21 protein-coding genes are annotated in these 26,993 nt (G+C 53.3%); 17 read left to right on the top strand and 4 right to left on the bottom strand.

Annotated elements, in window-relative coordinates; all coding sequences use genetic code 11:
- Positions 1–2: 2 nt before the first annotated feature.
- From vcpD to DNH61_RS05655, 4 genes are all read left to right on the top strand, one after another.
- Complete coding sequence (gene vcpD, locus DNH61_RS05670; RefSeq protein WP_111145700.1) at positions 3–410, top strand: ArsD-related vicinal cysteine protein VcpD; 408 nt, start codon at positions 3–5, stop codon at positions 408–410.
- Positions 411–554: 144 nt separating this feature from the next.
- A complete protein-coding gene (locus tag DNH61_RS05665; RefSeq protein WP_111145699.1) occupies positions 555–1,007 on the top strand; it encodes a MarR family winged helix-turn-helix transcriptional regulator in 453 nt (150 codons plus the stop codon).
- Between the two features lie 2 nt (positions 1,008–1,009).
- Complete coding sequence (locus DNH61_RS05660) at positions 1,010–1,837, top strand: hypothetical protein (RefSeq protein WP_245947957.1); 828 nt, start codon at positions 1,010–1,012, stop codon at positions 1,835–1,837.
- A 156-nt stretch (positions 1,838–1,993) separates the two neighbouring features.
- Positions 1,994–3,253 (top strand): ATP-binding protein, encoded by a 1,260-nt coding sequence (locus tag DNH61_RS05655; RefSeq protein WP_111145698.1) that lies wholly within the window; start codon positions 1,994–1,996, stop codon positions 3,251–3,253.
- Positions 3,254–3,419: 166 nt separating this feature from the next.
- Here the strand turns inward: DNH61_RS05655 and DNH61_RS05650 are convergent, their stop codons facing one another.
- Both DNH61_RS05650 and DNH61_RS05645 read right to left on the bottom strand, forming a co-directional pair.
- Positions 3,420–3,905 (bottom strand): DUF2798 domain-containing protein, encoded by a 486-nt coding sequence (locus DNH61_RS05650; protein ID WP_111145697.1) that lies wholly within the window; start codon positions 3,903–3,905, stop codon positions 3,420–3,422.
- A 196-nt stretch (positions 3,906–4,101) separates the two neighbouring features.
- Positions 4,102–6,999 (bottom strand): S8 family serine peptidase, encoded by a 2,898-nt coding sequence (locus DNH61_RS05645; RefSeq protein WP_111145696.1) that lies wholly within the window; start codon positions 6,997–6,999, stop codon positions 4,102–4,104.
- Positions 7,000–7,274: 275 nt separating this feature from the next.
- Between DNH61_RS05645 and DNH61_RS05640 the strand changes: the two genes are divergently transcribed.
- From DNH61_RS05640 to DNH61_RS05620, 5 genes are all read left to right on the top strand, one after another.
- A complete protein-coding gene (locus DNH61_RS05640) occupies positions 7,275–9,629 on the top strand; it encodes an ATP-dependent helicase (RefSeq protein ID WP_111145695.1) in 2,355 nt (784 codons plus the stop codon).
- Positions 9,630–9,771: 142 nt separating this feature from the next.
- Positions 9,772–10,518, top strand: coding sequence for a DsbA family oxidoreductase (locus DNH61_RS05635; RefSeq protein ID WP_111145694.1), 747 nt, complete (start codon positions 9,772–9,774; stop codon positions 10,516–10,518).
- A 159-nt stretch (positions 10,519–10,677) separates the two neighbouring features.
- Positions 10,678–11,202, top strand: coding sequence for a spermidine/spermine N(1)-acetyltransferase (gene paiA, locus DNH61_RS05630; RefSeq protein ID WP_111145693.1), 525 nt, complete (start codon positions 10,678–10,680; stop codon positions 11,200–11,202).
- Between the two features lies 1 nt (position 11,203).
- Positions 11,204–11,674 carry a MarR family winged helix-turn-helix transcriptional regulator gene (locus tag DNH61_RS05625; protein WP_111145692.1) on the top strand — a complete coding sequence of 157 codons (471 nt, stop codon included), beginning with the start codon at positions 11,204–11,206 and terminating at the stop codon, positions 11,672–11,674.
- A gap of 38 nt (positions 11,675–11,712) precedes the next feature.
- Positions 11,713–12,351: an FMN-binding negative transcriptional regulator gene (locus DNH61_RS05620; protein WP_111145691.1), complete on the top strand. Its 639-nt coding sequence runs from the start codon at positions 11,713–11,715 to the stop codon at positions 12,349–12,351.
- Positions 12,352–12,388: 37 nt separating this feature from the next.
- On the opposite strand, the gene DNH61_RS05615 is transcribed toward DNH61_RS05620, so the two are convergent.
- Positions 12,389–12,829, bottom strand: a complete 441-nt coding sequence (locus tag DNH61_RS05615) for a carboxymuconolactone decarboxylase family protein (protein WP_111145881.1) — start codon at positions 12,827–12,829, stop codon at positions 12,389–12,391.
- A gap of 195 nt (positions 12,830–13,024) precedes the next feature.
- Positions 13,025–13,828 carry a TerC family protein gene (locus DNH61_RS05610; RefSeq protein ID WP_111145690.1) on the bottom strand — a complete coding sequence of 268 codons (804 nt, stop codon included), beginning with the start codon at positions 13,826–13,828 and terminating at the stop codon, positions 13,025–13,027.
- Positions 13,829–14,437: 609 nt separating this feature from the next.
- Between DNH61_RS05610 and DNH61_RS05605 the strand changes: the two genes are divergently transcribed.
- From DNH61_RS05605 to DNH61_RS05570, 8 genes are all read left to right on the top strand, one after another.
- Positions 14,438–16,018, top strand: a complete 1,581-nt coding sequence (locus DNH61_RS05605; protein ID WP_111145689.1) for a response regulator transcription factor — start codon at positions 14,438–14,440, stop codon at positions 16,016–16,018.
- Positions 16,015–17,787, top strand: coding sequence for a sensor histidine kinase (locus tag DNH61_RS05600; protein WP_111145688.1), 1,773 nt, complete (start codon positions 16,015–16,017; stop codon positions 17,785–17,787). The genes DNH61_RS05605 and DNH61_RS05600 overlap by 4 nt, the downstream gene beginning before the upstream one ends.
- A gap of 459 nt (positions 17,788–18,246) precedes the next feature.
- Positions 18,247–19,554, top strand: a complete 1,308-nt coding sequence (locus DNH61_RS05595) for an ABC transporter substrate-binding protein (protein ID WP_111145687.1) — start codon at positions 18,247–18,249, stop codon at positions 19,552–19,554.
- Positions 19,555–19,726: 172 nt separating this feature from the next.
- Positions 19,727–20,599, top strand: a complete 873-nt coding sequence (locus DNH61_RS05590) for a carbohydrate ABC transporter permease (protein WP_181438607.1) — start codon at positions 19,727–19,729, stop codon at positions 20,597–20,599.
- Complete coding sequence (locus DNH61_RS05585; protein ID WP_111145685.1) at positions 20,596–21,420, top strand: carbohydrate ABC transporter permease; 825 nt, start codon at positions 20,596–20,598, stop codon at positions 21,418–21,420. Before DNH61_RS05590 ends, DNH61_RS05585 begins: the two co-directional genes overlap by 4 nt.
- A gap of 63 nt (positions 21,421–21,483) precedes the next feature.
- Complete coding sequence (gene lacZ / locus DNH61_RS05580; protein ID WP_111145880.1) at positions 21,484–24,555, top strand: beta-galactosidase, LacZ type; 3,072 nt, start codon at positions 21,484–21,486, stop codon at positions 24,553–24,555.
- Positions 24,556–25,307: 752 nt separating this feature from the next.
- A complete protein-coding gene (locus DNH61_RS05575) occupies positions 25,308–25,928 on the top strand; it encodes a hypothetical protein (RefSeq protein WP_111145684.1) in 621 nt (206 codons plus the stop codon).
- A gap of 67 nt (positions 25,929–25,995) precedes the next feature.
- Entirely contained in the window at positions 25,996–26,703 is a 708-nt protein-coding gene (locus DNH61_RS05570; protein ID WP_111145683.1) for a stalk domain-containing protein, read from the top strand.
- Positions 26,704–26,993 lie beyond the last annotated feature (290 nt).

Genomic DNA, 26,993 nt, shown 5'->3' with positions numbered 1-26,993 from the left:
TCATGAAGAGGTATTCCATTGAATTGTTTCCTGCGCTGCAGGCTGCGGAGCCGGATGCCGGCTGCTGTGAGGATGAAGCTTCCAGTGAATGCTGCGAGCCGTCCGCTTCAGGCTCAAGTGGTGCGGCCGAATTTACGGAGCTTAAGCAACGGCTGAAGGAACGCTATGAGCAGGAATTGCATGTGCATGTCTATGACTACACACTTGCCATGGACAGGGCGCTTGCCAGGCGCAAGCTTAAAGCGATCTTCCGGGAGAGGGGCTTCAGCCATCTGTCGGTTGATGATGTGATGAAGCTGGCGACACCGGCGGCCGTAGTGGATGGCCGGCTGGTCAGCTTTGCATCGGATATTACGTATGAACGATTGGAGCAAGCGCTGCTGCAGAAGCTGGAGGAGAATGCGGTATGACCGGGAGACCGGCTGGCTATCAAATGCCAGCCGGTTTCTTTATGTAGAGAGAGTGCATGCGAGGGAGGCAGTCTCATCTTTACTATTGTTTGTCAATGAGAGTATGACATGTTATAAAGAGGTGTAGGAAGAGGAGGCATGCAGGTGGATAATTTAAGAGATCTGTTTCAGGTCATGACCCGACGCTTCGGGCTGCTGGATAAGAGCTGCGCTTCCGTAGGCGGCGTTGATCTGTCCATAACGCACAGTCATATTTTATATGAGATTGATAGGCAGGATAATCCTTCGATGCAGCAGATTGCCGACCGGTTAGGGATTGATATTACAACCTTCAGCCGGCAGATTCAAAGCCTGATGCAGCTGAGTCTGGTCCGCAAGGCGCCGTCGCCGGTAGACCGGAGGGTATCCATTCTGTCACTCACGACAGAAGGGAAATTTATAGCGGCTACAATTGACAGCCAGATGAATGAGTATTTGAACGAAATTTTCTCGTACATGAGTGAGTTTGAGCGGACTACGGTCATGCGCTCTGTGGAGCTTCTGAATGAGTGTATGGCGAAGAGTCCAAGATGCTGTAATCCGATGGGTGTATCGTAGCCATGGCACAAGTTATTTCATCACGCCCCGGGTCTCCGCCTCCGGGTAAGAGGCGCCATTCGCCTGCTGTATGGCTGATTCTAATTCTTGCGGCTCTGACAGCGGCAGCAACAACGGTTTTCCTTAACCTAGCAGATGAGCCAGCTGTTACAGACGCTTTCACACGTGACAGCTATAGTTACCGCAGTGTGGAGGCTGGCGAGGGCATTAACCTGCATATCATTAAGACGAAGCCCGATCGGCTCAGGCTGACCGTGATCGGCGGCAATGTGACAGCCAGCGGCAGGCCGGGGATCAACGGGGGCTTCTTCTGGGAGGAGCAGCTTCTCAGTATAGCAGTGGAAAATGACAAGCCTGTCAACGGTAAGCCGAAGGGCTATGGGTCTGGATGGTTCACCGCCAAGTATCCGAGAGGAACCTTCGTTTATGACGACGCGGCTAACTCCATGTCTGTTCAGGTAGTAAGCAGTGCGGAAGAGCTTCAGGTGTCCGACCGCTCGGACTATTGGGCGCAGGGCGGGATCAGCATGAATCTCCAGCATGACGACATCTGGAAGCAGGCGGCGGAGGAAGAGAAGCTTCCCTTCGGCGGGGATAAGCGTCTGCGGACTGGCATGGTGTATGACCTGGAAGGCAATGTGCATCTGATCGTTTCATCCGTGAAGTGTACCGCGGAGCAGTTCCGGTCGGCCATTATGGAGCTGAAGGAGCCGAATTCACTCGTTGAGGGGATATTTCTGGACGGCGATGGCTCATCCCAGCTGCTGCTGGAGAATGTGAAGCTGACCGGTGACGGCCGTGCCGTACTTCAGATGATTGAGATCGAATAGGAAATAAGTTCTCGTTCTAATCAAGGAAACTGTTCTTTACAACTTTCTTACAGAAGTCTATGCTTGAGAAGGTGTGACTGTTTATAGAACAAGGTTATCCACCGGAGATGGACTCATGAACAGAAGCTGGTGGCAATCGGAAGATAGGATGAGAACATGAAGACAGATTATATCGACGATTTGCTTACGATTGTTTCCAGAAATATATATGATACTGCTGCGCAGGTCATGAGTACGGCCAGCAGCATGATTCCTGCTAACACATTCTGCATCGCCATCAACGACAGGCTGACCACAACGGTGCTGAAAGCCTATAACCGGGAAGAGCTGCTGCTGGCTGAGGGGCTGATAGTCGACAATGAGGATTCTTATTGCCATCTGGTTATTGAGAAGTCGGCCGGCCCGCTTGTGGTTCCGGATAACTTCACTCATCCTCTAACGAAGGATATGGACGCGACACGGTTTGTGGGCGGCTGTTCGTTTATGGGGGTCAAAATCATCAAGCGGGGCGGCGAGGTATATGGTTCGCTTTGCGCATTTGACCACAACTATTATGCTTATACGGACAAGGATGTCGCGCTTATGGAGTCGCTGGCTGCCTTCTTCGCCAATGTCCTTGAGCTTGAAGATACGGTTCATATGGTGAAGAAGGCTGAACGCGCTGTGGTTGGCATGCGGGAGAACAAGAACAACCTGGTTGCGATGCTGAGCCACGAGATCCGCACCCCGATGAACGCGGTAATGGGCCTCACCGAGCTTCTCCAGTCAACGGAGCTAAACCGCGAGCAGCGGGGATTTGTCGACATGATCCGTTCCAGCGGAGACTCGCTGCTGAAGCTCCTCGGCAGTGTGCTCGATTATTCGAAGTACGAGGCGGAGACGATTGTCCTTAAGAACCGTCCCTTCGACCTTGCGGGCTGCATCAGCCAGGTCCAGGACTTATTCGTGGCGGAGACCAGGGGGAAGGGACTGCAGCTGAAGACAGAAATCGATGCGGAGGTTCCCGGCATTCTGATTGGTGATGAGGTGAAAATCCGGCAGGTGCTGGTTAATCTAGTCAGCAACGCGATCAAGTTCACCGAGCGGGGTCAGGTCACAGTGGGAATCAAGCTGCAGCGGTTGGACCGTGCCGCTGAAGTGGCCTCGCTTCTCTTTACGGTTCGGGACACAGGCGTGGGAGTACCTGCTGAGCAGGCGGATGACCTGTTCCGTCCCTTCATTCAGCTGCATGATCCCGCCCAAACCGGCTACCAGGAAGGCTCAGGGCTTGGCCTGTCCATCTGCAAGCAGCTTGTGGAAGGAATGGATGGCTCGATCTGGCTGATGGAGACGGGGGAGAAGGGCTCCTGCTTCGCATTTGAAATTATGCTTCCCTACCGCTCGATGACTTCTCTGGCGGAGATTGAGGGCTTCTAGACGGGGAGCAGCATGGGATAATAGACGGATATAGTAGGCAGATAGAAGATAGGCGAGCCCAGGGGCTCGCCTTTTCCGGTTGTCGGGGGAGTTGGACAGCAGTCCTCTAGCGGCCGTATCCAGCCAGGCATTCAGGCATTCCCCAAAGCACCCAATACAGCCGCCATTAGGCAGGGTTCGCTGCGAGTGCAGGCTTCACAAACCGCATGAACATGAAGCGGACAAGCGGTCCCATAACGAGCAGCTGCAGCGGATAGGCCATAATAAAGTTCTTGCCGAGAGTCGCAGCATAATTGGCGAAGGTGAAGCTGTTGTTCTCGCTGTCCGCCATGTTCGCCATGACGAGTCCGAAGAAGGACATACAGATGACCATGCCGAGCACCATACATGTGGACATGGCAAGAACGATGTAGATTTTCTTAGACTTGTCAAAAGGCAGCTTGAACACAATCTTCTTAGCCAGCGGGCCTACAAGGCAAAAATCCAGCAGAAACGCTGCAATGAAACCTATTGCAAGGTTAAGGCATAAGACGGCAAGGCCCATTTCCTTCGTGAGGCCGTTCACCAGCATGTTATAGAACGTCATGACGATGACCATCCCGGCGCACATCATTAAACCAAAATACAGACTTTCCTTCTTTGTTGTCGGCAAACCAATCAACCTCTCTTTTTGTGAGCTGTGATCATTCTACTTGACAGAATTTCCTCTCGTAAGTGAACATTCTGTGGATAAATTGTGAACGAGTTGCCGGGCCATTTCCTGTACACACCACAGCGCGGCAGACGGGCAAAATAAACGGGAACCCCAGCTGACCAGGGTTCCCGTTTGTATTATACGCTCTTAAGTGCTATCGCCGGATAGGCGGAATATCTGCCGGATTGGATGGCGCTGCTGGCCTTTCAAGCAGGCCGCCGATCCCGTACTGCGTGAAGTTGCGGACGAATTGAAGCGCTTCGGCACGGGTCAATCCTTTACTGCCCTGGAAGGACTCAACGGTGACCTTGGTGCTGCTGCTGCCGTTAGCCAGACCGAAGGCCAGTATATAGCGGACCGCATGATCACCTTCGAACCGGACGCCCTCGGCAGAGGAGATCAGCTCGGCAACCTGCTGCCGCTGAATCGTGCGCTTGCGGGCTTCTGTACTGCTGTACCCAAGAGCCGGATACTGGAGTTCGCGGGCTCTGCTGTAGTAGGAGCCGGCCCAGTGCCCGCTGCCGGATGAGACAAGCTCTGGCTCGAAAGCACGGAGCAGCATGGCCAGGAACTCGGCTTCGGTGACCGGCTGGTTAGGCCGGAAGCTGCCATCCCCGTAGCCGGTTACCATGCGGGTGGTTATTGCCCACTGAATGGTGTCGCGGGCCCAGTGGCCTGCAGTATCCTTGAAGGCGGTCTTGCCGCTTGCTGCTGCTGAACCGTTAGATGTGTCACCGGCCGCAGCTTTACCTACCGTGAATGGGAGGGCTGCCGGATGAGGCAGCTCCCGCGCTGCTCCGCCTGGAGAGGCTTTCCCGCGCACACTCTTATCCAGATACAGCGTATACGTGCGCCGGGGATCAAGCTCGCCGCTGCCGGGTGAGACGAACAGCCGGTTCCAGAGCAGGCTGACCTTCACATCCCGGATAATCTTCCCGGTGTCGTCCATGATAAAGACGTTATCATCTGTTATGGATGAGGCGTCAATGTACTTGTACTGCCCGCTGCCAGCAGCGACCTGCAGGCTGACGCTGAGCGGGATGCCGCTGTGAATGGCGGACCTTCCAGGCAGATCACGGATGCCGAGCTTCGTCTTGAACGCGGCAAGCTCCCTGTTCAGCTTGGCCTTGTCAGTGCCTGCTGGCAGCTGGTGAACGGCCGCAAGGGCAGCCGCATAATCAATTGCGCGCCGCGATGCAGCAGCCTCCGATAGAGCACGCTGTGCCTTCTGGAGGGGGTCTGACGGAACGGTCCGTTCTACGTTATCGCCAGCCGCCGGGTCTGCATCACCACCTGTAACAACCGAACTGCCTCCTGACGGCGGCGGAGTCGGATTGAACGGCATAGGCATGATTGGCCCTGGTACAACAGGATTAGAGACAGGTGCTGGCTGCACGATAATCGGGCTCACTGTCGGGGTACCGGAACCGGCTTGCTCGTCTCCGTCCGGCATCTGACTGCCGCCTTCAGCAGTAGAGCTGTCTGCCGGGATCTGGCTGCTGTCTCCGGAAGAGCTGTCCGCTGGCTGGTCCCCAGTGCCAGGAGCTGGAGCGCTGTCTTCTGCAGGCGGCTCGCCTTCCGTATTAACAGGCTCTGCGGTGCCCGAAGGTTCTCCAGGCTGCTTAAGAGCAGCAGGCAGAGTCGTGGCCTGGATGGTTGTGCCTGCCGACTCGTTGCCGCTGGTGTCGGATGTCGTCACCTTGAAGGTGTACGTGGTAGCGGGGGCTAAATCCACTGCCTGGTACACGGATGAGGTGACCGAGCCCAGACGGCTGCCGTTCAGGTATACAGCCGCAGCGGCCAGATCGGGATCAGCCGGTTTGGTCCATTCCATCGTGACCGAGCTGTCGGTGACAGCACTGACCTTAAGGCCGCTTACCTCACCTGGAGGAACGATATCCTTCGTGAAGGTCGAGAAACCGATGCCATACTCGTCATCCCGGCCTGGTGCGCCAAGGTCAATGGCATACTTGTGTAGCTGGCTGCGGAGCTGCTCGTTCGTATAAGCCGGGTGCATCTGCTTCAGGATCGCCAGCATGCCCGCCACATGCGGGGCTGCCTGAGAGGTGCCGTCACCCGATGCATACATATTGTTCAAGTAAGTCGAGAGAATATCAACGCCCGGCGCGGCGACTTCATTTTCGGCACCTGTTGACGAGAAGTCCCCCCGATTGCGGTTAACATCAATGGCGGATACGGCGATTACGTTGCTGAGCTTGGCCGGATAATTGATGGTATTGACTCCTGATCCGCTGTTGCCGGCTGAGCCAACCAGCACGATGCCATGCTGATGCGCAAGATCAACCATGCTGTGCAGGGAAGGAGAGTAGGTATCAGTCCCGAGCGAAATGTTCAGGATATGCATCCCGTTCTGGATCGACCATTCGATGCCCTCCATAACATCCAGCAGGGTGCCTTGGCCGTTCGCGTCCATGACCTTGACCGCATACAGCTGCGCATCCGGGGCAATGCCGACCATGCCGCCGTTGCCCCGTCTTGCGGCGATGATTCCGGCAACATGGGTGCCATGGCCTTCGTCGTCTGTGTAAGATGCTGTGTAATCAACAGTAGAGACGCCGCCGGCGACGATTAAATCCGGATGAGGCGCGATACCGCTGTCCAGGACAGCGACCTTTACGCCGGCGCCGGTGAAGCCATCCGCCCACTTGTTGGACGATTTCACGGCTTGAAAACCCCACTGCGACTGCTCGGCTGGAATAATCTCGGATGAGTTCAACTGCTGTACATCACTGCCGGTTGTGCTGAAGGTAATGTTTCGCTCAATCAGCGCAATATTGGGATCGTTAATCAGCTCGGCGAGCTGATCATTCGTGACCGAAGCGGCAACGGCCGGAACCACATCGAACTCATGCCGGATATCCTGGCTTTCATTCCGCGCGGCCTCCTTGCCTTCTTCGTTTTTATAGACAATAATGACTTCCTGCTCCGCAGTTCCCGGAAGGTAGGCGGCTTCTGCCTGAACCCAGGAGGCTTGAAGCAGGAGGGACAAGGTGAGAACGGCTGCAGTAATCTTCGCTGACTTCATCTTCATGTCTGCTCCTTCTTGTCTTACTTTAGCTGATACAGGATGCGAAGAGCTGTCTGGATATGGGGCCGGTCATCGACACCACTATACAGCTATGTAGTTGAAATATCGGCTGCTGCCAGGTCGTTGTGAAGAATAGCACGGCAATTCATTTTGTTAAAATCTCCTCATATTCCACTCACTCTTAAGCGCTTCCATAATTGCCCTGCCCACCCGCTTGCATGATGCTTTATAATAGAGGGACAGCTATCTTAGGGTTACGGAAAGAGGTAACGATTGCCATGCCAGCGGAACAGGATTTTTTTGAACGAAAACATAGAGAGCTCGGTGTAAGCTTGAATGAGGTACAGAAGCAGGCGGTACTAACGACGGAAGGGCCTCTGCTGCTGCTGGCTTCGCCTGGCTCGGGCAAAACGACCACGATGATTATGCGGATGGGCTATCTGGTGGAGGTAAAAGGGGTTGACCCGTCTCGCCTTAAGGCGGTGACGTTCAGCCGGGCGTCCGCGCATGATATGAAGGAGAGGTTCAAGCGGTTCTTCCCCGGCCTGCCGGCTGCAGATTTCTCCACCATCCACAGCTTCGCGTTCGAGGTAGTGCGCCAGCACTTCTGGCGGGCACGCAAGGAATATGTGCTGATCGAAGGCCATGCGGAGCAGGCGGCGGACGGGGAGGAAGACCAGCAGCCAGGGGGAGCAGGCAGACCGGGCCAGCACGGCGGCGCTGGGCAGCAGGGGCAGCTGCCGCTGAACAAGAAGCTGATCCTGCGAAGTCTCTACGAGACGGTAACGGGCAGCAGGCCTACCGACGACCAGATGGAGGAGCTGACGAGCTATATCAGCTTCATCAAGAATAAAATGATCCCGCCCGCTGAGTGGGGAGCAGTAAGGTGCGGTGTGCCCCAGGCGAAGCGGGTGATGGAAGCTTACGAGAGCTACAAGCAGACAGGCGGCCAGGGTAAGCTCCTGCTGGACTATGACGATATGCTGACAGTTGCGAACCGTCTGCTTGAGGAAGATGCAGCTCTTCTCCGCAGCTACCAGAAGCGGTACGACTACATCCTGACCGATGAGAGCCAGGATACATCGCTCGTGCAGCATGCGCTTATTGAAAAGCTGGTCCGCCCGCACGGTAACCTGTGCGTGGTGGCTGATGATGATCAGAGCATCTATACCTGGCGGGCTGCCGAGCCACAGTATCTGCTTGATTTTAAGAAGGTGTATCCGAACGCCGAAATTCTCTTCATGGAACAAAATTACCGCTCAACCGCCTCGATCGTGAAGGTGGCAAACCGCTTCATCAAGCGGAACAAGAACCGGTATAACAAGAACATGTTTACCCGCAACCCGCCGGGCGAGCCGATAAGCATCCGGACACTGGATGACTTCCGCCAGCAGGCGAAGTATGTGGTGCAGGAGCTGCAGAAGCTGGAACGGCTGGAGGAAGCGGCGGTGCTGTACCGCAACAACTCGTCGTCGATCAGCCTGATGAACGAACTGGACCGCGCGGGCGTGCCCTATTATATGAAGGATGCGGACAACCGGTTTTTCTCTCACTGGGTGGTGGAGGATGTGCTGAACTTCATGCGGATGTCGTTCACGGACCGGCGGGCTGATCTTCTGGAGAAAATCCATACGAAGCTGAGCGGCTATATCACGCGTCATCAGATTACGGTGCTGAAGGAAATTGACAATAACGAATCAGTGTTTGATAACCTGCTGCGCTTCGTCCATCTGCAGGACTATCAGCGCAAGCTGCTGCAGGACTGCAAGGCAAACTTCGAACGGATGCGGGGCATGGCGCCGCTGGCGGCGATTCATCTGATCCGCAATCAGCTGGGCTATGACAAGGCGGTGGAGAAGCTCTGCGAGCGCCTCGGCTTCCAACGGGATTATCTGGTCGGGATTTTGAACACGCTTGAGGATATCGCGGAGCCGCTGCCCACCATGGAGGCGTTCGCGCAAAGGCTGCAGCATCTGGAGGAGTCACTGAAGAAGGCGAGGTCGAGACGGGGGCAGAATGCCGTCACCCTCTCGACGTTCCACAGCTCCAAGGGTCTGGAATTCGAGCATGTGTACATGGTGGACCTGATTGAAGGGGTGATCCCGGCAGCCGATGACATCGAGCAGAAGGCCGAAGGCAACGGGGAGCCGATGGAGGAGGCGGTGCGTCTGTTCTATGTCGGAATGACCCGGGCGAAAAAATATCTCGAGCTGATTGCGTACAAGCAGCGCAACGACACCAAGGTGCAGGAATCCCGCTTCGTCACAGGTGTGCGGTACATTATGAATCCGCCTGAGGACAAGCCGGCGGGCGGAAGCGGCCAGGCGGCTGTGGGGGCTGGAGCAGGCAGAGGCACCGCCGCCGGTTCCGGCACTGCATCGGCGGTGCCGCGCTCCTCAGCGGTCAGCGGTTACCAGCCGCTGCCGGAGGTGCCGTACAACCCGAATGCCATCAAGCTGGCGGTTGAGCTGCAAATTGGCCGCCAGGTCAAGCACCGGGTGTTCGGGCACGGCGAAATTGCGGAGGTGGCGGACGGCTCGATTGTGATCCGGTTCCCGGGCGGCCTGAAGAAGCTGCAGGTCCGCGCCTGTCTGGAGCTGGGACTGCTGGAGCCTGCATCCGACGCGATATAGGAAGGGCAGGCTGGTGCCAGTATAGATACGAGCTGGCTAAGCAAGGGGCCAAGCTGCACACTGTGCGGCTTGGCTTGTATGATGTGCTCCTGCGGTAAACTATGCTATAATGAAAGTTACTAACCTCAAGGGAGTGACAGTCATGAATGTAGATGTATGGTCGGACTTTGCATGTCCGTTCTGTTATATAGGCAAGCGCCGGTTTGAGTCGGGATTGTCGCAGTTTGCGCATAAGGATGATGTAACGATGGTGTTCAGAAGCTTCCGCCTGGACCCTTCAACGCCTCGTGAACCACAGCAGGATATCCATACGGCTTTGGCCGCTAAGTACGGAATGACCCGGGAGCAGGCGGTTGAGGCCAACCGTAATGTCGGTGAGCAGGCTGCTGCAGTGGGGCTGACGTTCCGCTTCGATACCATGCAGGTGACGAATACGCTGGACGCGCACCGGCTGACTCACTTTGCTGCAGATCATGGCAAGCGCGAGGCGCTTACCGAGCTGCTGTTCAAGGCCTATTTTACGGATTCAGATAACCTAAGCGACCGGGAAACCCTGCTGCGGATCGCAGGTGAAGCCGGACTGGACCGCTCAGCGGCGGATGAGGTGCTCTCAGGCGATCAGTATTCGGATAAGGTCCATATTGATGAAGAAATCGCCTCCCAGCTGGGCGTGCGTGGTGTGCCGTTCTTCGTGGTGAATAACAAGTATGCCGTGTCAGGCGCACAGCCGGCAGAGGTGTTCCTTGAAGTGCTGGAGAAGGCCTGGGCTGAGGAACACGGAGAATCCGACACAGCGGATCAAGCAACCGGTAAGGCGCTGGATGCTGACACAACAATTGAGGCAGGAATCTGCACGGATGACGGCTGCGAGGTGCCGAAGAAGGATTAAGTACTGCTCCGGCCGCAGTAAAGAATCATAGACGAAGGGACCGCTGGGGAAGATAGCCCCCGGCGGTTCCTTTTTTTATAATGGTTGCATTATTGTTGTATTTGCAACATAATGACTGTAAGCTTGATGACAAGTTTCATATAAAGGAGTGACTGGTTCATGATTAGTCTCAAAAAGTGTACGCTCGCCGATGTGAATATTCTTCAAGACATTAGTGTTGAAACCTTTAAGGAAACATTCGGGCACCAGAATTCTGCTGACAATATGAAAGCCTATTTGGAAAGGGCGTTTAACATCAGCCAGCTCGAAAGGGAATTGAACAACCCCTGTTCGGACTTCTATTTGATTTATAAGGATAGTGAAGCCGCCGGATATTTAAAGATAAACACAGGTACTGCCCAATCTGAACATATGGGTGAGAGATCACTCGAAATCGAAAGGATATATATAAGGCAAAAATTTCAGAAGAATGGACTTGGTAAATATCTGATCGATAAGGCTGTGGAAGTGGCTGCAGAGCTGGGGAAGAAGATGGTCTGGCTGGGAGTTTGGGAAAAGAACGAAAAAGCGATTGCTTTTTACGAGAAATTTGGGTTTGTGCAAACCGGAGCTCATGCGTTTACGATGGGGGATGAAGAGCAGACGGATTTGATTATGACCAGAACAATCGCTTCAGGTGAGTAAAATGAGAGAAATACTTCGTGAAATTGGCATGATAGCGAGAGCCTTAGACTCGATAAGCAATATCGAATTCAAGGAAGTGAATCTTACAAAGGGCCAGTATCTATATTTGGTGCGAATATATGAGAATCCGGGCATTATTCAGGAAAAGCTGGCGGAAATGATCAAGGTCGACCGCACAACAGCAGCCCGGGCCATTCAAAGGCTGGAGTCGCAAGGTTTTATACAGAAGAAAAACGACAACACAAACAAGAAAATCAAAAGGCTGTTTACCACTGAGAAGGGTGATAACGTGTATCCTTTCTTAAAACGGGAAGGGGATCATTCCAACAAGGCTGCACTAGCAGGCTTCAACCCGGAAGAAACGGAATTGCTGTTTCATTTTCTTCAGAGAATCAGAAAAAATGTAGAGATCGACTGGGATTATGTGAAGAAAGGGAACAAGCGGGAATACGGATCAGATGAAGGCTTGTGATTTGATAACAGAAACATTGGAAGGAGCGCAATAGCCACATGTACATCCCCTCACATTTCACAATTACGGAACTGTCGTCGATTCATAAGGTTATGAGAGAAAACAGCTTTGCCACCTTATTTTCTCAACATGATGGAGCACCCTATGCAACTCATCTGCCATTGCTATTGGATGCACAGCAGACGTACCTTTACGGACATTTTGCCCGCCCGAATCCTCAATGGAGAGATATTAGAAATCAGACTGTATTAGCAGTGTTTCATGGTCCTCATTGCTATATTTCGCCATCCTGGTATGAGACCAATCAGGCAGTTCCAACTTGGAACTATGTGACCATTCATGTCTATGGAGAGGTTGAACTTATTGACGATGAACAGGAGCTGATGGCCGCTCTGAATGACATGGTATTGAAGTACGAGGCCAGTGATAGTTCCTACAAGCTGCAGGATGTGAACCCGGAGCTTCTGAGCGGATTGAACAAAGGCATTCAGGCCTTCAAAATGAAGATTACCAACATCGAAGGGAAAGCAAAGTTAAGCCAAAACCATTCCATACAACGACGGGAATTAGTAATCCATGAGCTGGAGAAAAGCAATAATGAAGACGAGCGGAAAATTGCCTCGCTTATGAAGCATAGTCTGAAGCCGTTGGGTGAACTAAACAACCCGCAAGGCTAATTAGCCTTGCGGGTCTGTCACTTTCACAGGTTTTCATTCAAGCCTCTGGCCGCTTGCCGGTGCCGATCGCGATGCGGTTCCACGCGTTGATGGTGACGATCGCCATCATGATCTGCGCGGCACCTTCGGCGCCAAAATGACGGATGACGTCCTTGCGGAGCGTATCCGGAATGTGCCGGCCGGCAACCAGTGTCAGTGCCTCGGTCATCTCTAGCGCCGCTCGCTCGGCTGGCGTGAACAGCGGGGATTCCCGCCATACAGACAGATGATAAATCCGCCGCTCCTGCTCGCCGCTCTCCCGTGCATCGCGGGTATGCATATCGACACAGAAGGCGCAGCCGTTCAGCTGAGATGCATAGATCTTGATCAGCTCAAGAAGAGCAGGATCAATGCCTGTGCCGGCTACCGCCGCATCAAGCTCCATCATCTTCTTGTACACGCTGGGGAGCGTATGCTCCATACGAAACCGCGACTCGATTTGAACCGAATGATCCATCCGATATCATCTCCTCTAAGCTAACAGTGTTGAACACCTTTCACGTAGAAGGAAAGTCTCTGGTCGGTTGTCTGGCTGTATCTAACGGCTCTGCTGCTGAAAGATGTTCCAATCCTCATTTTATCATATCCCTCAGTCAGGTCTAGCTGTTGTTTCTTCCGCAATGTACAGTGCTGATTAACGGGTCGGTTCCGGTGTCGTCTTCGTCTCATCAACCGGCTTGCTGACGAACCAGGCGACAACCGCGATCAGAATCAAGACGAAGTAGAAGGTACCCTTCCAGATCGGATTCTTCTCGAAGCCTTCCGGCAGAATGGACAGTGCCGGGTGAGCCAGGGTATAAACAGCGAGCTTCACGCCGACCCAGCCGACGATCATGAAGGCTGCCACTTCGAGTCCCGGACGCTGCTGAAGCAGGCGAACGAAGACCGTAGCTGCGAAACGCATGATCACAAGACCGATGAAGCCGCCGAGGAAAATAACGATGAAGTGGCCGGCGTCCATGTCTCCAATCTTGCCAATTCCCAAATTAGGAAGGGTAACCGCAAGCGCCACAGCTGCGAGAATGGAATCCACCGCGAAGGCAATATCGGCAACCTCAACCTTGAACACAGTCATCCAGAAGCCGGAGCCTTTTTTCTTGCCGGGGGTTTCTCCGTCAATCGCCTGCTCAATAGGGGTTTCCTTGCCCCGTGCCAAATATTTGCGCAGCAGGTGATTGAGCGCGATGAACAGCAGGTAAAGCGCGCCAATTGCCTGCACCTGCCACACGTTAACCATGAACGAGATGATGAAGAGTGAGCCGAGACGGAATACGAAAGCCCCGAACAAGCCGTAGAACAAGGCCTTCTTCCGCTCTTCCTCCGGAAGGTGTTTAACCATGATAGCGAGAACGAGTGCGTTGTCGGCAGCCAGGAGTCCCTCAAGTGCGATCAGTACGAGAAGCACCCAGCCGTATTCCAGTAAGATAGACATATCCATTAGTAATCATTACTCCCTTCCTCTAAGAACCTGTGTAATATGTTACCCGGACTATGTATTTCATACTCCGGAGAGTGTGCCCAGAGCGGTGAATGTTTATCACTGCCCAGGTACCGCATCCCCCTTCCCTGCAAAATGACGAAGAAAAGGCCCTCACCGCCAGCTGCGGTAAAGGCCCTTATCAATAAAGACCTTTACCCAGCATGAATAAACAGTGGGCAAAGGTCTCGCTAACAACGAATGGTTGCCAGCAACGCCGGAGGTGGGAACCTCGTAATGACGACTGTTGCTGTAACAGCTACTCCCCTTTGGAGTTCTCTTCAGTTGGCTCTACTATAACGTTAAGTTGTCCGTGTTGTCAACGGGGTGTGAGTTAATTTTTTCTAATTCACTGGATGAAATTCACTGGGATGAATTGCAAATCGTAAACAGCCGATGCTCTGTTATAATTTAGAGTGGATGATAAGGACGAAGCATCCCTAGACAAGATAAGCTGTAATCGCTATCATTCAATGGTTAGTTAGTCGCATGGTTAACCATTAACTGTGCTGAATATACAGAACCTTAACCATATAGGCTGTTAAGGACACCGGAGCAGGGGGAGAAGCATTGGCAGAGCTGTGCAAAGTGTTGATTGTGGATGATGAGATTCTGGTCAGACAAGGTCTCCGTCATCACCTGAACTGGGAGCAGGAGGGCTTCGTTATTATTGGCGAGGCATCGAACGGCGAGGAGGCGCTGCGGATGGTAGAGCAGCTGCAGCCGCATATCGTCATTACGGATATCGTCATGCCGGTAATGGACGGGGAGGAGTTTACCCGGATTGTAAAAGCGGATTACCCCGAAGTGGAGGTCGTCGTGCTGAGCAGCTTCGGGGAGTTCGATTACGTCCGCTCCACCTTCCAGAGCGGGGTGGCGGATTATATATTGAAGCCAAAGCTGGAGGCGCGTGAGCTGCTGGAGGTTCTCCGCCGCACTGCGGAGCGGATTCCCGCCCTGCAGCTGGCAGCTCCGGGTGAGGGCAGCGGCCCGGCTAAGATTGAGCAGGTTATCGATAAGCTGCTGTCGGGATACGAGGCAGATGCCGATCCGGTCATGTTGAAGGAAGCATTCCCTTACAACAGCTTCTGTCTGATCGGTGTGGATGTGAAGCGGCTGTCAGCTGGCGATAAAGGCGCAGGTACCCGGCTTCGTGAGAAGATATCGGGGGAGCTTGCAGGTTATTCCGAACGGATGGCATGGCAGCCGCTGCCGCAGGACGGGGGATTAATAGGCTATCTAATCAACCTGGACAGAGGCGGTTTATCAGAGGTCAAGCATATGGTAAAAAGCGCAGCCGCGCTTACAGCCGAACGGGAACCGGGACTATGCTGGCTCGTTAGCGATGCCTTCACAGACCTAAGAGAGCTGCAGCATGTCTATACAGAGAGCTTCAAGAAGCTTGCGGGGTACCGTTTCTTCTACCCGAAGCAGACCGTGCTGATACACAGCGAGCTGCGGGCGCCCGGCGAGGCGGACATCCGCTTCAACCTTAACCTGTTTACTGATGAGATGAAGAGGGGGCATTACGATTCAGCCTTCGCCTATCTGCAGGCTCATGTGAAGGCGCTGGCCGGCAACCATACGGTGGACGTATTCGAGTTCAAGTCCCTGCTTGGCAACCTGATCTTCAACATTACCGTTCTTCTCGGCAACCTTGAGGTGGATACGAAGGAGCTGGAGGAAGCGAAATACAGCTATCTGCGCGGAATCGAAGAGGCCGATGATGCGGAGACTGCGACCGGACTGCTGACAGCGTTCATCGGGCAGGTTGAGAACTGCCTGTCGGCAAGGCAGCAGAACGCCGGACCAAGCGGCATGAAGAAGCTGCTGGACTATATTGCCGAGCACTACAGCGAGCCGCTTACCCTGACGGAGGTGGCCAAGCATTTTCACTTCAACCCGTCCTACCTGTCCAGCTACTTCGCTGCGCATAATAAGGAGGGCTTTAACGAGTATGTCAACAGGCTGCGCATTGGCAGGGCCGAGGAGTTGCTGCGGGCTCAAGAGCCGATGATCTCTGAGATCAGCGGGCTGGTCGGCTATTCGGACCACAGCTACTTCTGCAAGGTGTTCAAGAAGTTCACCGGACTGTCGCCGAGCCAATACCGCAAGCAGCATCTGGGACAGAGAGAAGAGCGCGGGTTATGAAGCGGTTTTTAAATGCTTTTCGTTACCAGGGGCTGTTCACGAAGATCTTCATTGTCATGGTCATTAGCATTATCGCCGTCTCGGCGCTGACGTCACTAACCACGATCCGCATGTCGGAGCGCCTGTTCATGAAAACCTTTAGCATAACGAATTCGAAGGTTCTGTATCAGATTAAGACGAGCGTCGAGTCGTTCAACTACAGCATTGTGACGGCGGCGAACAATATCTTGCAGAGCGGGTCCATTAAGAGCTTCCTGACAGAAGGGGAGTCCGACTCCCTGACAGTCGCGAAGACCTATTACAGCATGAACCAGCAGATGAAGCGAATCCAGTCGAACGTGGATGCCTATGAGGTCGGGATTACGCTTGTCGGCATGAATGGGCGGAACTATGCGACCGACCGGACTTATTTTACACTGAGCACGGAGGAGCTGAAGCAGCACCGCCTGACCTTGACTACACTCCTGGAGCCGAAGCGGCTGATGTATCAGTACTATAATGAGGAGTCTGCCGAAGGGGAAGGCGGAGAGCCGCTGCTTGTCGCGACGAAGGCGCTGATGGAACGGACGACCGGCGATATCTATGGCACAATGTATGTGACGATCCGCGAGCGGGAGTTCAAGCAGTTCTATACGAACTTCACGAGCGAAGGCAACGATGTGCTGATTCTGAACCGGGAAGGCGTTATTCTCTCGAGCAACCGGGAGGAGCTGATTGGCCAGACTTCAGAGGAGCTCGTAAGGCATGCGAGGGAAATCAACGATACTAGCCTCGATTATAAGCAGGCTGAAGTGTTCGGCAACGACAGCATTCTGGTGGCGGATTATCTGCCCTCGTATGATTTTTACCTGGTGAATATGATCGACAAGAATCTTGCGCTGAACCAGATCTTCGACATGAAGACAATCGTGCTCATCTGCGTGATTATCGTCTCGGCTGCACTCATTATCGTATTCCTGATCTCCAGGCAGATCACTAAGTCGCTGACGCTGTTCGTACGCCGGATGTCCAATGTGACAAAGCATGATTTTGGCAATTATATGAATGTCACCGGCAGCTATGAGATCCGGGAGCTTGGCAGAGCCTATAACTATATGCTCGATGAGCTGCATGCGTATATTGACAGGCTCGTGGAGACGCAGAGGCACCAGCGGAATGCGGAGCTTGCGGCGCTGCAGCGGCAGATTAATCCGCATTTTCTGTACAATACACTGGCCTCGGTGAAAATGCTGGTCCAGCAGGGCAGCAAGGAGAAGGCGGCGGAGACCATTAACGCGCTGATCTCGCTTCTGCAGAATACCATCAGCAACGTGAGTGAGACGATAACAGTTGAAGAAGAGCTGGCTAATCTGAAGAACTATGTGTTCATTAACCACGTGCGCTATGGCGGACGGATCAGGGTGAACTATTTTGTAATGCCGGACTGCATGCAGGCCCGGGTGCCGAAGCTCATTATCCAGCCCTTCATCGAGAATGCGTTCTTTCACGCGTTTAATAAGAAGGAAGAAGGCTTCATCCATGTGCTGATCTCCTCGGAGGGGCACACGCTTATCTGCGAGGTGGTGGATAACGGCGACGGCATGGAGGGCGTATCTGACAACACCCTGCCGAATCCGAAGAGTAAGCGACAGCTGTTTACCGGCATCGGTGTCATCAATGTGCATGAGCGGATCAAGCTGCTGTATGGCGAAGAATACGGCGTTACCATCTCCAGCCAGCCGGGTGAAGGGACGAAGGTGCGGGTCCGGCTGCCGAAGGAAACCGTTTAATATCCGCTAGCTGGAAGATGTAGTGAACAGATACAAAAGTACTCCTACTATGTGTAGAACGACGAATAAGCCAACTATGATCATAATCACTTTGAAAATCCTTCTGCTGCTGCTCGACATGAGTTATCACCGCCTGAACAGGATTGAAGGAGCTGGCCTCCATCCGAGGAGGAGAAGCTCCTTTTAGTCTATATTAACCATTTATGCGCCCAAATAATTCCATATGCTTTAGATATAGGAGCGATGGGGTGCAATTCTTGTCCAAATTCAAAAGAAAATACAAATTCTAAAAAAAGTACAACAGCTAAAAGAAAGCGGATACAAGAGTGACAATAATAACACAAGTCAAGATAAAGATCGTACTAACGGACGATTTAGCACAGGTGATAACATAAAGACATCACACAGCAAGCGCTTACATTACAGTGCTTGCACACAATTTTAGGGGGTAGAGACGCAATGAAGAAAGCATGGACACTGCTGCTCGCTGGTATGCTGATGTTGACTGCATGCTCGTCGAACTCATCTAACCAGGAAGGCAGCTCAAATGCCGGGGGAACGGATTCTGGCTCGGCAACGAAGGAAATTTCCATCTGGGCCTGGGACCCGTCCTTCAACATCGCGGCACTGGAAATTGCCAAGACTGCTTACGCGGATGACAATCCGGATGCGAAAGTCAACGTCATTGAATACGCGCAAAATGATATTATCCAGAAGCTGAACACCGGCCTTAACTCCGGAACGACCAAAGGGCTGCCGAACATCGTGCTGATCGAGGACTACCGTGCGCAGAGCTTCCTGCAGGCGTACCCGGATATGTTCGTCGATCTGTCCTCTAACATTAACGCAGGGGATTTTGCCGACTATAAGATCGGGCCAACCAGCCATGACGGCAAGCAGTACGGCGTACCGTTCGATTCCGGTGTCACCGGCCTCTATGTGAGAACGGATTACCTGGAGCAGGCGGGCTACTCGGTAGAAGACCTGCAGGACATTACCTGGAACGAGTATATCGAGATCGGCAAGGCTGTGAAGGAGAAGACGGGCAAGAATATGATCTCACTTGATCCGAATGACCTCGGCATCCTTCGTATGATGGTTCAGTCGGCAGGGTCATGGGTGCTGAAGGAAGACGGCACAACACCGAACCTGGCTGATAATGCGGCGCTGAAGGAAGCGTTCGAGGTGTACAAGGCCATGATGGAAAATAATATCGTCCGCATGCATTCGGACTGGAGCCAGTTCGTAGCCGGCTTCAACAGCGGTGAGGTGGCATCCGTGCCGACCGGCAACTGGATTACGCCTTCCATTAAGGCAGAAGCTTCACAGGCTGGCCAGTGGGCGATTGCTCCGCTTCCAGTCCTGGCCAACCAGCCGGATTCGGTTCACGCTTCCAACCTTGGCGGCAGCTCCTGGTATGTGCTGAATGTGCCGGGTTCGGAGACGGCGGCGGATTTCCTGGCGAAGACGTTCGGCTCGGATGTGGAGATGTACCAGAAGCTGCTGACCGATATCGGCGCGCTTGGCACATTGAAGGAAGCAGCAGCCGGTACAGCCTATGAGAAGAGCGACGAGTTCTTCGGCGGCCAGAACATTGTGGCGGACTTCGCCAAGTGGACCGAGCAAATTCCGAATGTGAACTACGGCATGCACACTTATGCGATTGAAGATATCCTGATTGTTGAAATGCAGAACTACCTGAATGGCAAAGACCTGGATAAGGCTCTGGCAGATGCCCAGGCCCAGGCGGAAGCACAGCTGAAATAACCCGTTGACCTTGGGCGTTCGCCTGCTCCCTCCTGAATAAGGCGGCTTTAGGAGCAGGCGGATACGCGCCAAGGTTTTTATTTTCTCATAAGAAGGAAAGGAGAGATGGTCAATGAGCGCAGCGGCTAAACCTGCCCTGGGCAAGGACGGCGGCGTTAACGTCAAGACGGGGATGAGCAGTCATAAGAAAATGAATCTGATCGGCTGGCTCTTCGTAGGCCTGTCGGTTATTCTGATCATCACGTTCTACTTCTACCCGATGTTCCAGGCGCTGCTGCTGTCCTTCAAGACGGGGACGGGGGCAAGGCTCGAATATACGGGTCTCGATAACTACAAGCGGCTCTTCATTGATAAGACGTTCCTGACGGCAGTCGGCAATACCTTCATCTATCTGATTATCCAGGTGCCGGCGATGATTCTGCTTGGGCTGTTCATCTCGGTGCTGCTGAATGACAGCAAGCTGAAGTTCAAGGGCTTCTTCCGGACGGCGATCTTCCTGCCCTGCGTTACTTCGCTGGTTGCCTATTCCGTTGTCTTCAAATATCTGTTCGCAGGTGACGGCATCGTGAATATGGCGCTGATGAAGCTGCATCTGATCGCCCAGCCGATTCAGTGGATTACCGATCCGTTCTGGGCGAAGGTGACGATCGTCATTGCGATCACCTGGCGCTGGACGGGATATAACATGATTTTCTATCTGTCGGCGCTGCAAAATATCGATAACTCGATCTACGAAGCGGCCCGGATCGACGGGGCTTCGTCCACGCGCCAGTTCTTCAGCATCACGGTACCGCTGCTTAAGCCGATTATCCTGTTTACGTCGATCACGTCGACAATCGGTACCCTGCAGCTGTTCGATGAGGTTATGAATATTACGCGCGGCGGGCCGGGCAACTCGACGCTGACGATTTCCCAGTACATCTACAATCTGTCGTTCAAGTATACGGCTGACTTCGGTTACGCGGCGACCGTGTCCTACTCGATTGTTATTATGATTATCGTCTTGTCCATCATCCAGTTCAAAGTGGCAGGTGATCGCAAATGATAAAACCAAGACGTATCTTCACTTACGCATTCCTGATCGGCGCGTCCGTGATTTCGATCTTCCCGTTCCTCTGGATGGTGGTAAGCGCGACGAACAAGTCAGTGGATGTCACCAAGGGACGGCTGCTCCCAGGCTCGCACCTGATGGAGAATATCCGCAACCTGACGAGTCAGGTGGATATCATGAACGCGATGATGAACTCCCTGAAGGTATCTGTTGTGACAACGCTGCTGGCGCTGCTGATTTCCTCGCTTGCCGGATACGGCTTTGAGGTGTACCGCAGCCGGGCCAAGGATATTGTGTTCAACATTTTGCTGCTGTCGATGATGATTCCGTTCGCGTCCCTGATGGTGCCGCTATACCGGATGTTCGCGAGCGCATCAAGAACCGTGCCAACGATCGGCATCGATACGCTGACCGCTGTCGTGCTGCCGACTATTACAACGGCGTTCCTGATCTTCTTCTTCCGGCAGAGCACGAAGATGTTTCCGAAGGATATGCTGGAGGCCGGCCGGATGGACGGTCTGAGCGAGCTGGGTCTGTTCTTCCGCATCTACATGCCGACGATGAAGACGACCTACGCGGCCGCGGCGATTATTACGTTCATGGCAAGCTGGAACAACTATATGTGGCCGCTGGTCGTGCTGCAATCGCCGGAGAATCAGACCGTGCCGCTCGTGATCTCGACCCTCGGCTCCAGCTACTCGCCTGACTATGGTGTCATCATGTCGGCGATTGTGATCGCGACTGTTCCGACAGCATTGGTATTTTTCCTGATGCAGAAGCATTTCGTTGCAGGGATGATGGGGTCTGTGAAGTAATAATAGAGTGAAGCAGGTATTGGATGGCATGACAGGCCAGTAACCGGAGAGGAGCAGGACATGATGCAAGCAGCAAAACCATCATTGGATTGGCTGACAGATGTGAGTGTATTCGGGGTTAACCGGCTGCCGGCGCATTCGGACCACCGCTATTACAGCACGGTTGAAGAAGCAATTGAGGCAGGACCTATGGGGATGCGGCAGAGCTTGAACGGCATGTGGAAGTTTCATTATGCAGTAAACCCGGCAAGCAGGCCGGAACGCTTCTATGAGCAGGATTTCCCGGCGGCTGGCTGGGGTGAGATTGAGGTGCCGGGGCATATTCAACTGCAGGGTCATGGCAGGCCGCAGTACGTGAATACGATGTACCCTTGGGATGGCTATGACCATCTTCGTCCGCCGGAAATCCCGCAGGATCACAATCCGGTCGGCAGCTACCTGACCTGGTTTGAGGTGTCGGAAGCGATGAAGGGCAAGCCGCTGTACATCTCCTTCCAGGGAGTGGAGTCGGCATTCTACGTATGGCTTAATGGCAAATTCGTCGGCTATAGCGAGGACAGCTTTACACCGGCGGAGTTTGACCTGTCTGAGCATGTGCAGGATGGAGAGAACAGGCTTGCCGTTGAGGTCTACCAGCGCAGCACAGGAAGCTGGCTGGAGGACCAGGATTTCTGGCGGTTCTCCGGGATTTTCCGCGATGTGTACCTGTATACCGTGCCTGAGCTGCATGTGCAGGACCTGTCCGTCCGGGCAGAGCTCGATGATGCTTATAAGCAGGGCAGCTTGTCCGTACGGCTGAACCTGGCTGCTGCGCAGCGGGGGGATGGCGGCAATTCCCTTATCAAAGGCGGTGTGCTGCTGGGGCTGTGTGATGCTTCGGGCGACACTATTGCTTCGGTCGAGGCGGATTTGTCGCAGCAGGTAACGGAGCTTGTGCTTGAAGCGGGTGAAGTTAAGCTGTGGAGCGCGGAGGAGCCGAACTTATATACGCTGTATATTCAGCTGTTTGACGAGGCGGGCCGGCTGGTGCAGGTTGTGCCGCAGCGGGTGGGCTTCCGCCGGTTTGAGATGAAGGACCGGATCATGCACTTAAACGGCAAGCGGATCGTGTTCAAAGGCGTTAACCGGCATGAGTTCAACTGCCGCAGAGGCCGCTCTGTGACCAAGGAAGATATGCTGTGGGATATCCGTACGATCAAGCAAAATAACCTGAATGCAGTGCGTACGTCGCATTATCCGAATCAGAGCCTGTGGTATGAGCTGTGTGACGAGTACGGCATCTATCTGATCGACGAGATGAACCTTGAGACGCACGGCTCGTGGCAGAAGATGGGCGCGGTTGAGCCTTCCTGGGTCGTGCCGGGCAGCAGGCCGGAGTGGGAGCCGATTGTTATGGACCGTGCGATCTCGATGTACGAGCGCGACAAGAACCATCCTTCGATCCTGATCTGGTCCTGCGGCAACGAATCCTACGCGGGCGAAGTGCTGCTGAACGTAACGAAGTACTTCCACTCCGTTGACCCTAGCCGGCTGGTGCATTACGAGGGCGTGTTCTACGACCGCAACTACAGTGCGACAAGCGATATGGAAAGCCGGATGTACGCGAAGCCCGCTCAGATCGAGGAATATCTGCAGAATGATCCGGAGAAGCCGTATATCAGCTGCGAGTACATGCATGCGATGGGCAACTCGGTCGGCGGCATGCACAAGTACACGGAGCTGGAGCAGAAATATCCGATGTACCAGGGCGGGTTCATCTGGGATTATATCGACCAGGCCATCATGAAGAAGAACCGCTATGGCGAGGAATATTTGGCGTACGGCGGAGATTTCGACGACCGGGCGACCGACTACAACTTCTGCGGGAACGGCATTGTGTATGCGGACCGCAAGGTCTCGCCGAAGATGCAGGAGGTCAAGTTCCTGTACCAGAATATCAAGCTGACGGCGGACCGGGAAGGCGTAACCGTGAAGAATGAGAACCTGTTCACCGGCACGGATGCCTACGAGCTTGTATGCACGCTGTACCGGGAAGGCGAAGCGTTGACTGGCTGCGTAATCGAGCTGAATGTAGAGGCGCAGGAGGAAGGACGTGTCCTGCATGATCTGCCGCAGCCTGCGGAGCCGGGCGAATACACCATTGACGCGTCACTGCAGCTGCGGGAGTCCAACCTGTGGGCGGATGCCGGACATGAGGTGGCGTTCGGGCAGCATGTGTTTGTGGTGGAGAAGAGTGCTGCTGCAGCGCCTGTTGGTTCCGCTGCGGGCGCGAACGGCCTGCGTCTGGTCGAAGGCGATGTTAACATCGGCGTTCATGGCCGGGACTTCAGTGTGCTGTTCTCCAAGGGAGCGGGCAGCCTCGTTTCACTCAGCTATGCGGGCCGCGAGATGATCGCCTATCCGCCTGCGCCGCAGTTCTGGCGGGCATCCACGGACAACGATAAGGGCGCACGGATGGGCTTCGAGCGCGGGGTCTGGTTCATGGCAAGCCATGCCCGCAGGTGCACCGATGTGAAGGTAACAGAAGAAGAGAGCGGCATTACGGTGGCATTCGAGTACCGTTTTGCGGTTAGTGAAGAGGTGCGCATGACGGTTGCCTATACCGTGCTGCGGGATGGAAGTGTCCGTGTCGTGTCCCGCTACGAAGGCACTGCGGGGCTGCCGGATATTCCAATTGTCGGTGTCTCCTTCAAGGTGCCTGCCGATTATGATCAGCTTGAGTGGTATGCGATGGGACCAAAGGAGAATTACAGCGACCGTGCCCATGGCGCGAGATTGTGCACGTTCCGCAATACAGCAGCGGACAATGTGGCAGGCTACCTTGTTCCGCAGGAGTCAGGCAATCGCACCGGTGTCCGCCGCGTTAGCATAACGGATAAGGATGGCCGGGGCATCAGGCTTACCGCCCCTGCTTCACAGCCGGTCGAATGCAGCATCTCTCCGTACACGGCTTTCGAGCTGGAGAACGCGAACCATCCTTACGAGCTGCCGCCGGTTCACTACACCGTGATCACGGTGGCCGGCCGCCAGATGGGCGTCGGCGGCGACGACAGCTGGGGCGCACCGGTCCATGAGGAATACCGGATCAAGGCGGATGAGGATTTGGCGTTTGCGTTTACGATTGAGCGGATTTAATAAGGGGATTAGGAGCAGCTCGGGACTCCCTGTGAGGAGTTCCGGGCTTTTTAAAGTTATGGGGGGGTCTGTCTAGCGGCGGCAAGAACCCAATAGGCTCACATTATTGTCTGCATATGGTATGATTGAGTTGATAATAAACGTAAGAAAGTGCGGGCGGCTACCCGACCCTTTCGCCAGATTACATCTGGTTCCGGCGTTTTTTCTTGTCTGAAGGCTTCACCCGTGCAGGGGTGGAGTCTTTTGCTTTTTTGAGGGTTGTTGACCAATCTGTCCAAGACTTGAGACCGCGCTATGCGGCGCTAATGCCTGGAGGCTAATCATAACGTTTCTTTCAGCCAGTTGTTGAGTTTTTGGAAGGACGGCTAACGAATCCTGCACACGTTATTTGGGCTGTAGAAGGCCAGTCTGTGCTGTAACGAATCTGAGCAACGCTATTGTGTAAAAAAGTGCCGAATTCATGCCCGGATACGCTTAATAACGCCGCTCAGATTCGTTAGGGGGCTTGAAGCTGGGAAAAAGGGCGAATAGCGTTCCAGAGATTCGTTAGAGGAGGTAGCGGTCGCCTGGCGGAGGCAGTAAAAATAGAGCAGCTTGTTCCCGCAGGGGAATGAGCATAAATACCCCAAATTTTTACAAGAATTACTGCAACCCTCTGTTAATCTCTGACGTCTGTTTCAGTAGTTATCCCGACATCGATGTCGGTAAACGGTTATCGTAATTATGTCTAGATAAGGGGAGGCCGTATAAACATGAAGTTTCGGCAGTTGGCTGTATCTTTTGTATTGGCTATGTGCCTTATGGTTCCCGGCTCTATCTCTGCAGAGGACCCCAAAACCATTGTGAGCATGGCTGATCCCGATATAAAGGCTGCGATTGCAGCGGATTTTGAAGGCTACAAAGGTTCCTTGAAGCATGCCTTTGATAGTTCAGTTGAAACCGCCATTAATATCGCTAAGCTGGAGAATGGAGTGCCATATTGGACGGTTGGGTCAGATGGGGAGCTTAATTTTAGCGGCTATATATTCAATATTCTTGCAGCTGGCAAGCCATCGGGAATTATATTTGCCGAGAACTCCGGTGGACAATGGCAGATCTCCAGCATCAAGAATAATCTGTCATTCGCCACGGATCTTGCTAAATCAAGGGAATTAGTCGGGAGTAAGGCGATAACCAGGTTAATTTACGATCAACAATATGGTATCTATGCTTTGGGAGTAAAATGGGAAAACGGAGAACAAACGGTACTTCCGTTGAAAGATCACCCATTGATTGGCTTAACACAAGGGGAGCAAGTTACAATCACTGAATTCAATAAAATAGTAAGTAGATTACAACAAGAATATGGTAAGTCTGCAGACAATAACGGATGACTGAGTTAATGCCGGTGGCGCATTTTAAAGCTTAAGTTTAGAACTCAAATTATTATTGGAGGTAATAATGAATAAGCTAAAGGTATTGGTAATTGGCTTGTTGGCCGTTCTCTTGTTGGCCTCTTCGACTGCTGACGGGCAAGGAAAACAGTTCGATGGGCTTTCAATCATGAAGATTGTATGGGGAGGTAAAGAGATTAAACAAACAACAGCGGATGTTCCTCCAGTTATAATAAACAATCGTACAATGGTACCGATCTATCTGTTTAACCAGGTTGGTTTGCATGCGGTTAAGAAAGGTAATGTGGTTGAAATCTCGGACAGGCGAGCCCCTTATATAGAGAGCTTAGAGATGCTGCACCTGTTTAACAAGGGAGTGTTTCAGTCACTAAGCCGGGCTGACCGATCTTTTGCAGAAATCTATACCAAGCTGCTAATTAATGATCCGGTGGCAAAGGATATAAAAAATCTAAAGCATCTGATCGGCGGTATTAAAGCAGAAAGCGATTCTAAAAGCTTCGGTGAGATGATGGGCCGCCTGAAAACAGGTCTGTCGGATCGCCCTTCCGCCATTTACTATACGGGTGACATCTGTGATCGTTATCTGGATGCGCTGGGCTTTATAGAACATTACATGGACAATAAAGATGTCCGATCTTTAGAACGGTCCTTTACCGAACAGAATAAAGCGCAGGAGCTGTTAAGTAATATGGAGAGTGAATTTAATCGTTTGGTAAGTTCCGTCAGTATTCAGCTTCATCAATTACATCCTTGATTGTGACGGCCCGCCTGAAGAGTCAATTCCTGACGGCTAACGAATCCTGCACACGTTATTTGGGCTGTAGAAGGCCAGTCTGTGCTTGTAACGAATCTGTGTAACGCTATTGTGTAAAAAAATGCCGAATTCATCCCGGATACGCTTAATAACGCCGCTCACATTCGTTAGAAAAGCAACTGCCTTGTAGTTGTTGTCAGAAATACATGCGCGCATCACGCGGAAGCGTAGGCATGTTCAAAAGCCCCCTCATTCAAGAGGAGGCATCCGTGTAGCTTGGCTAAGCTGCA

Source organism: Paenibacillus sambharensis, from assembly GCF_003233845.1.
GTDB lineage: Bacteria > Bacillota > Bacilli > Paenibacillales > Paenibacillaceae > Paenibacillus_I > Paenibacillus_I sambharensis.
This window is presented reverse-complemented; position numbering and strand designations above follow the sequence as displayed.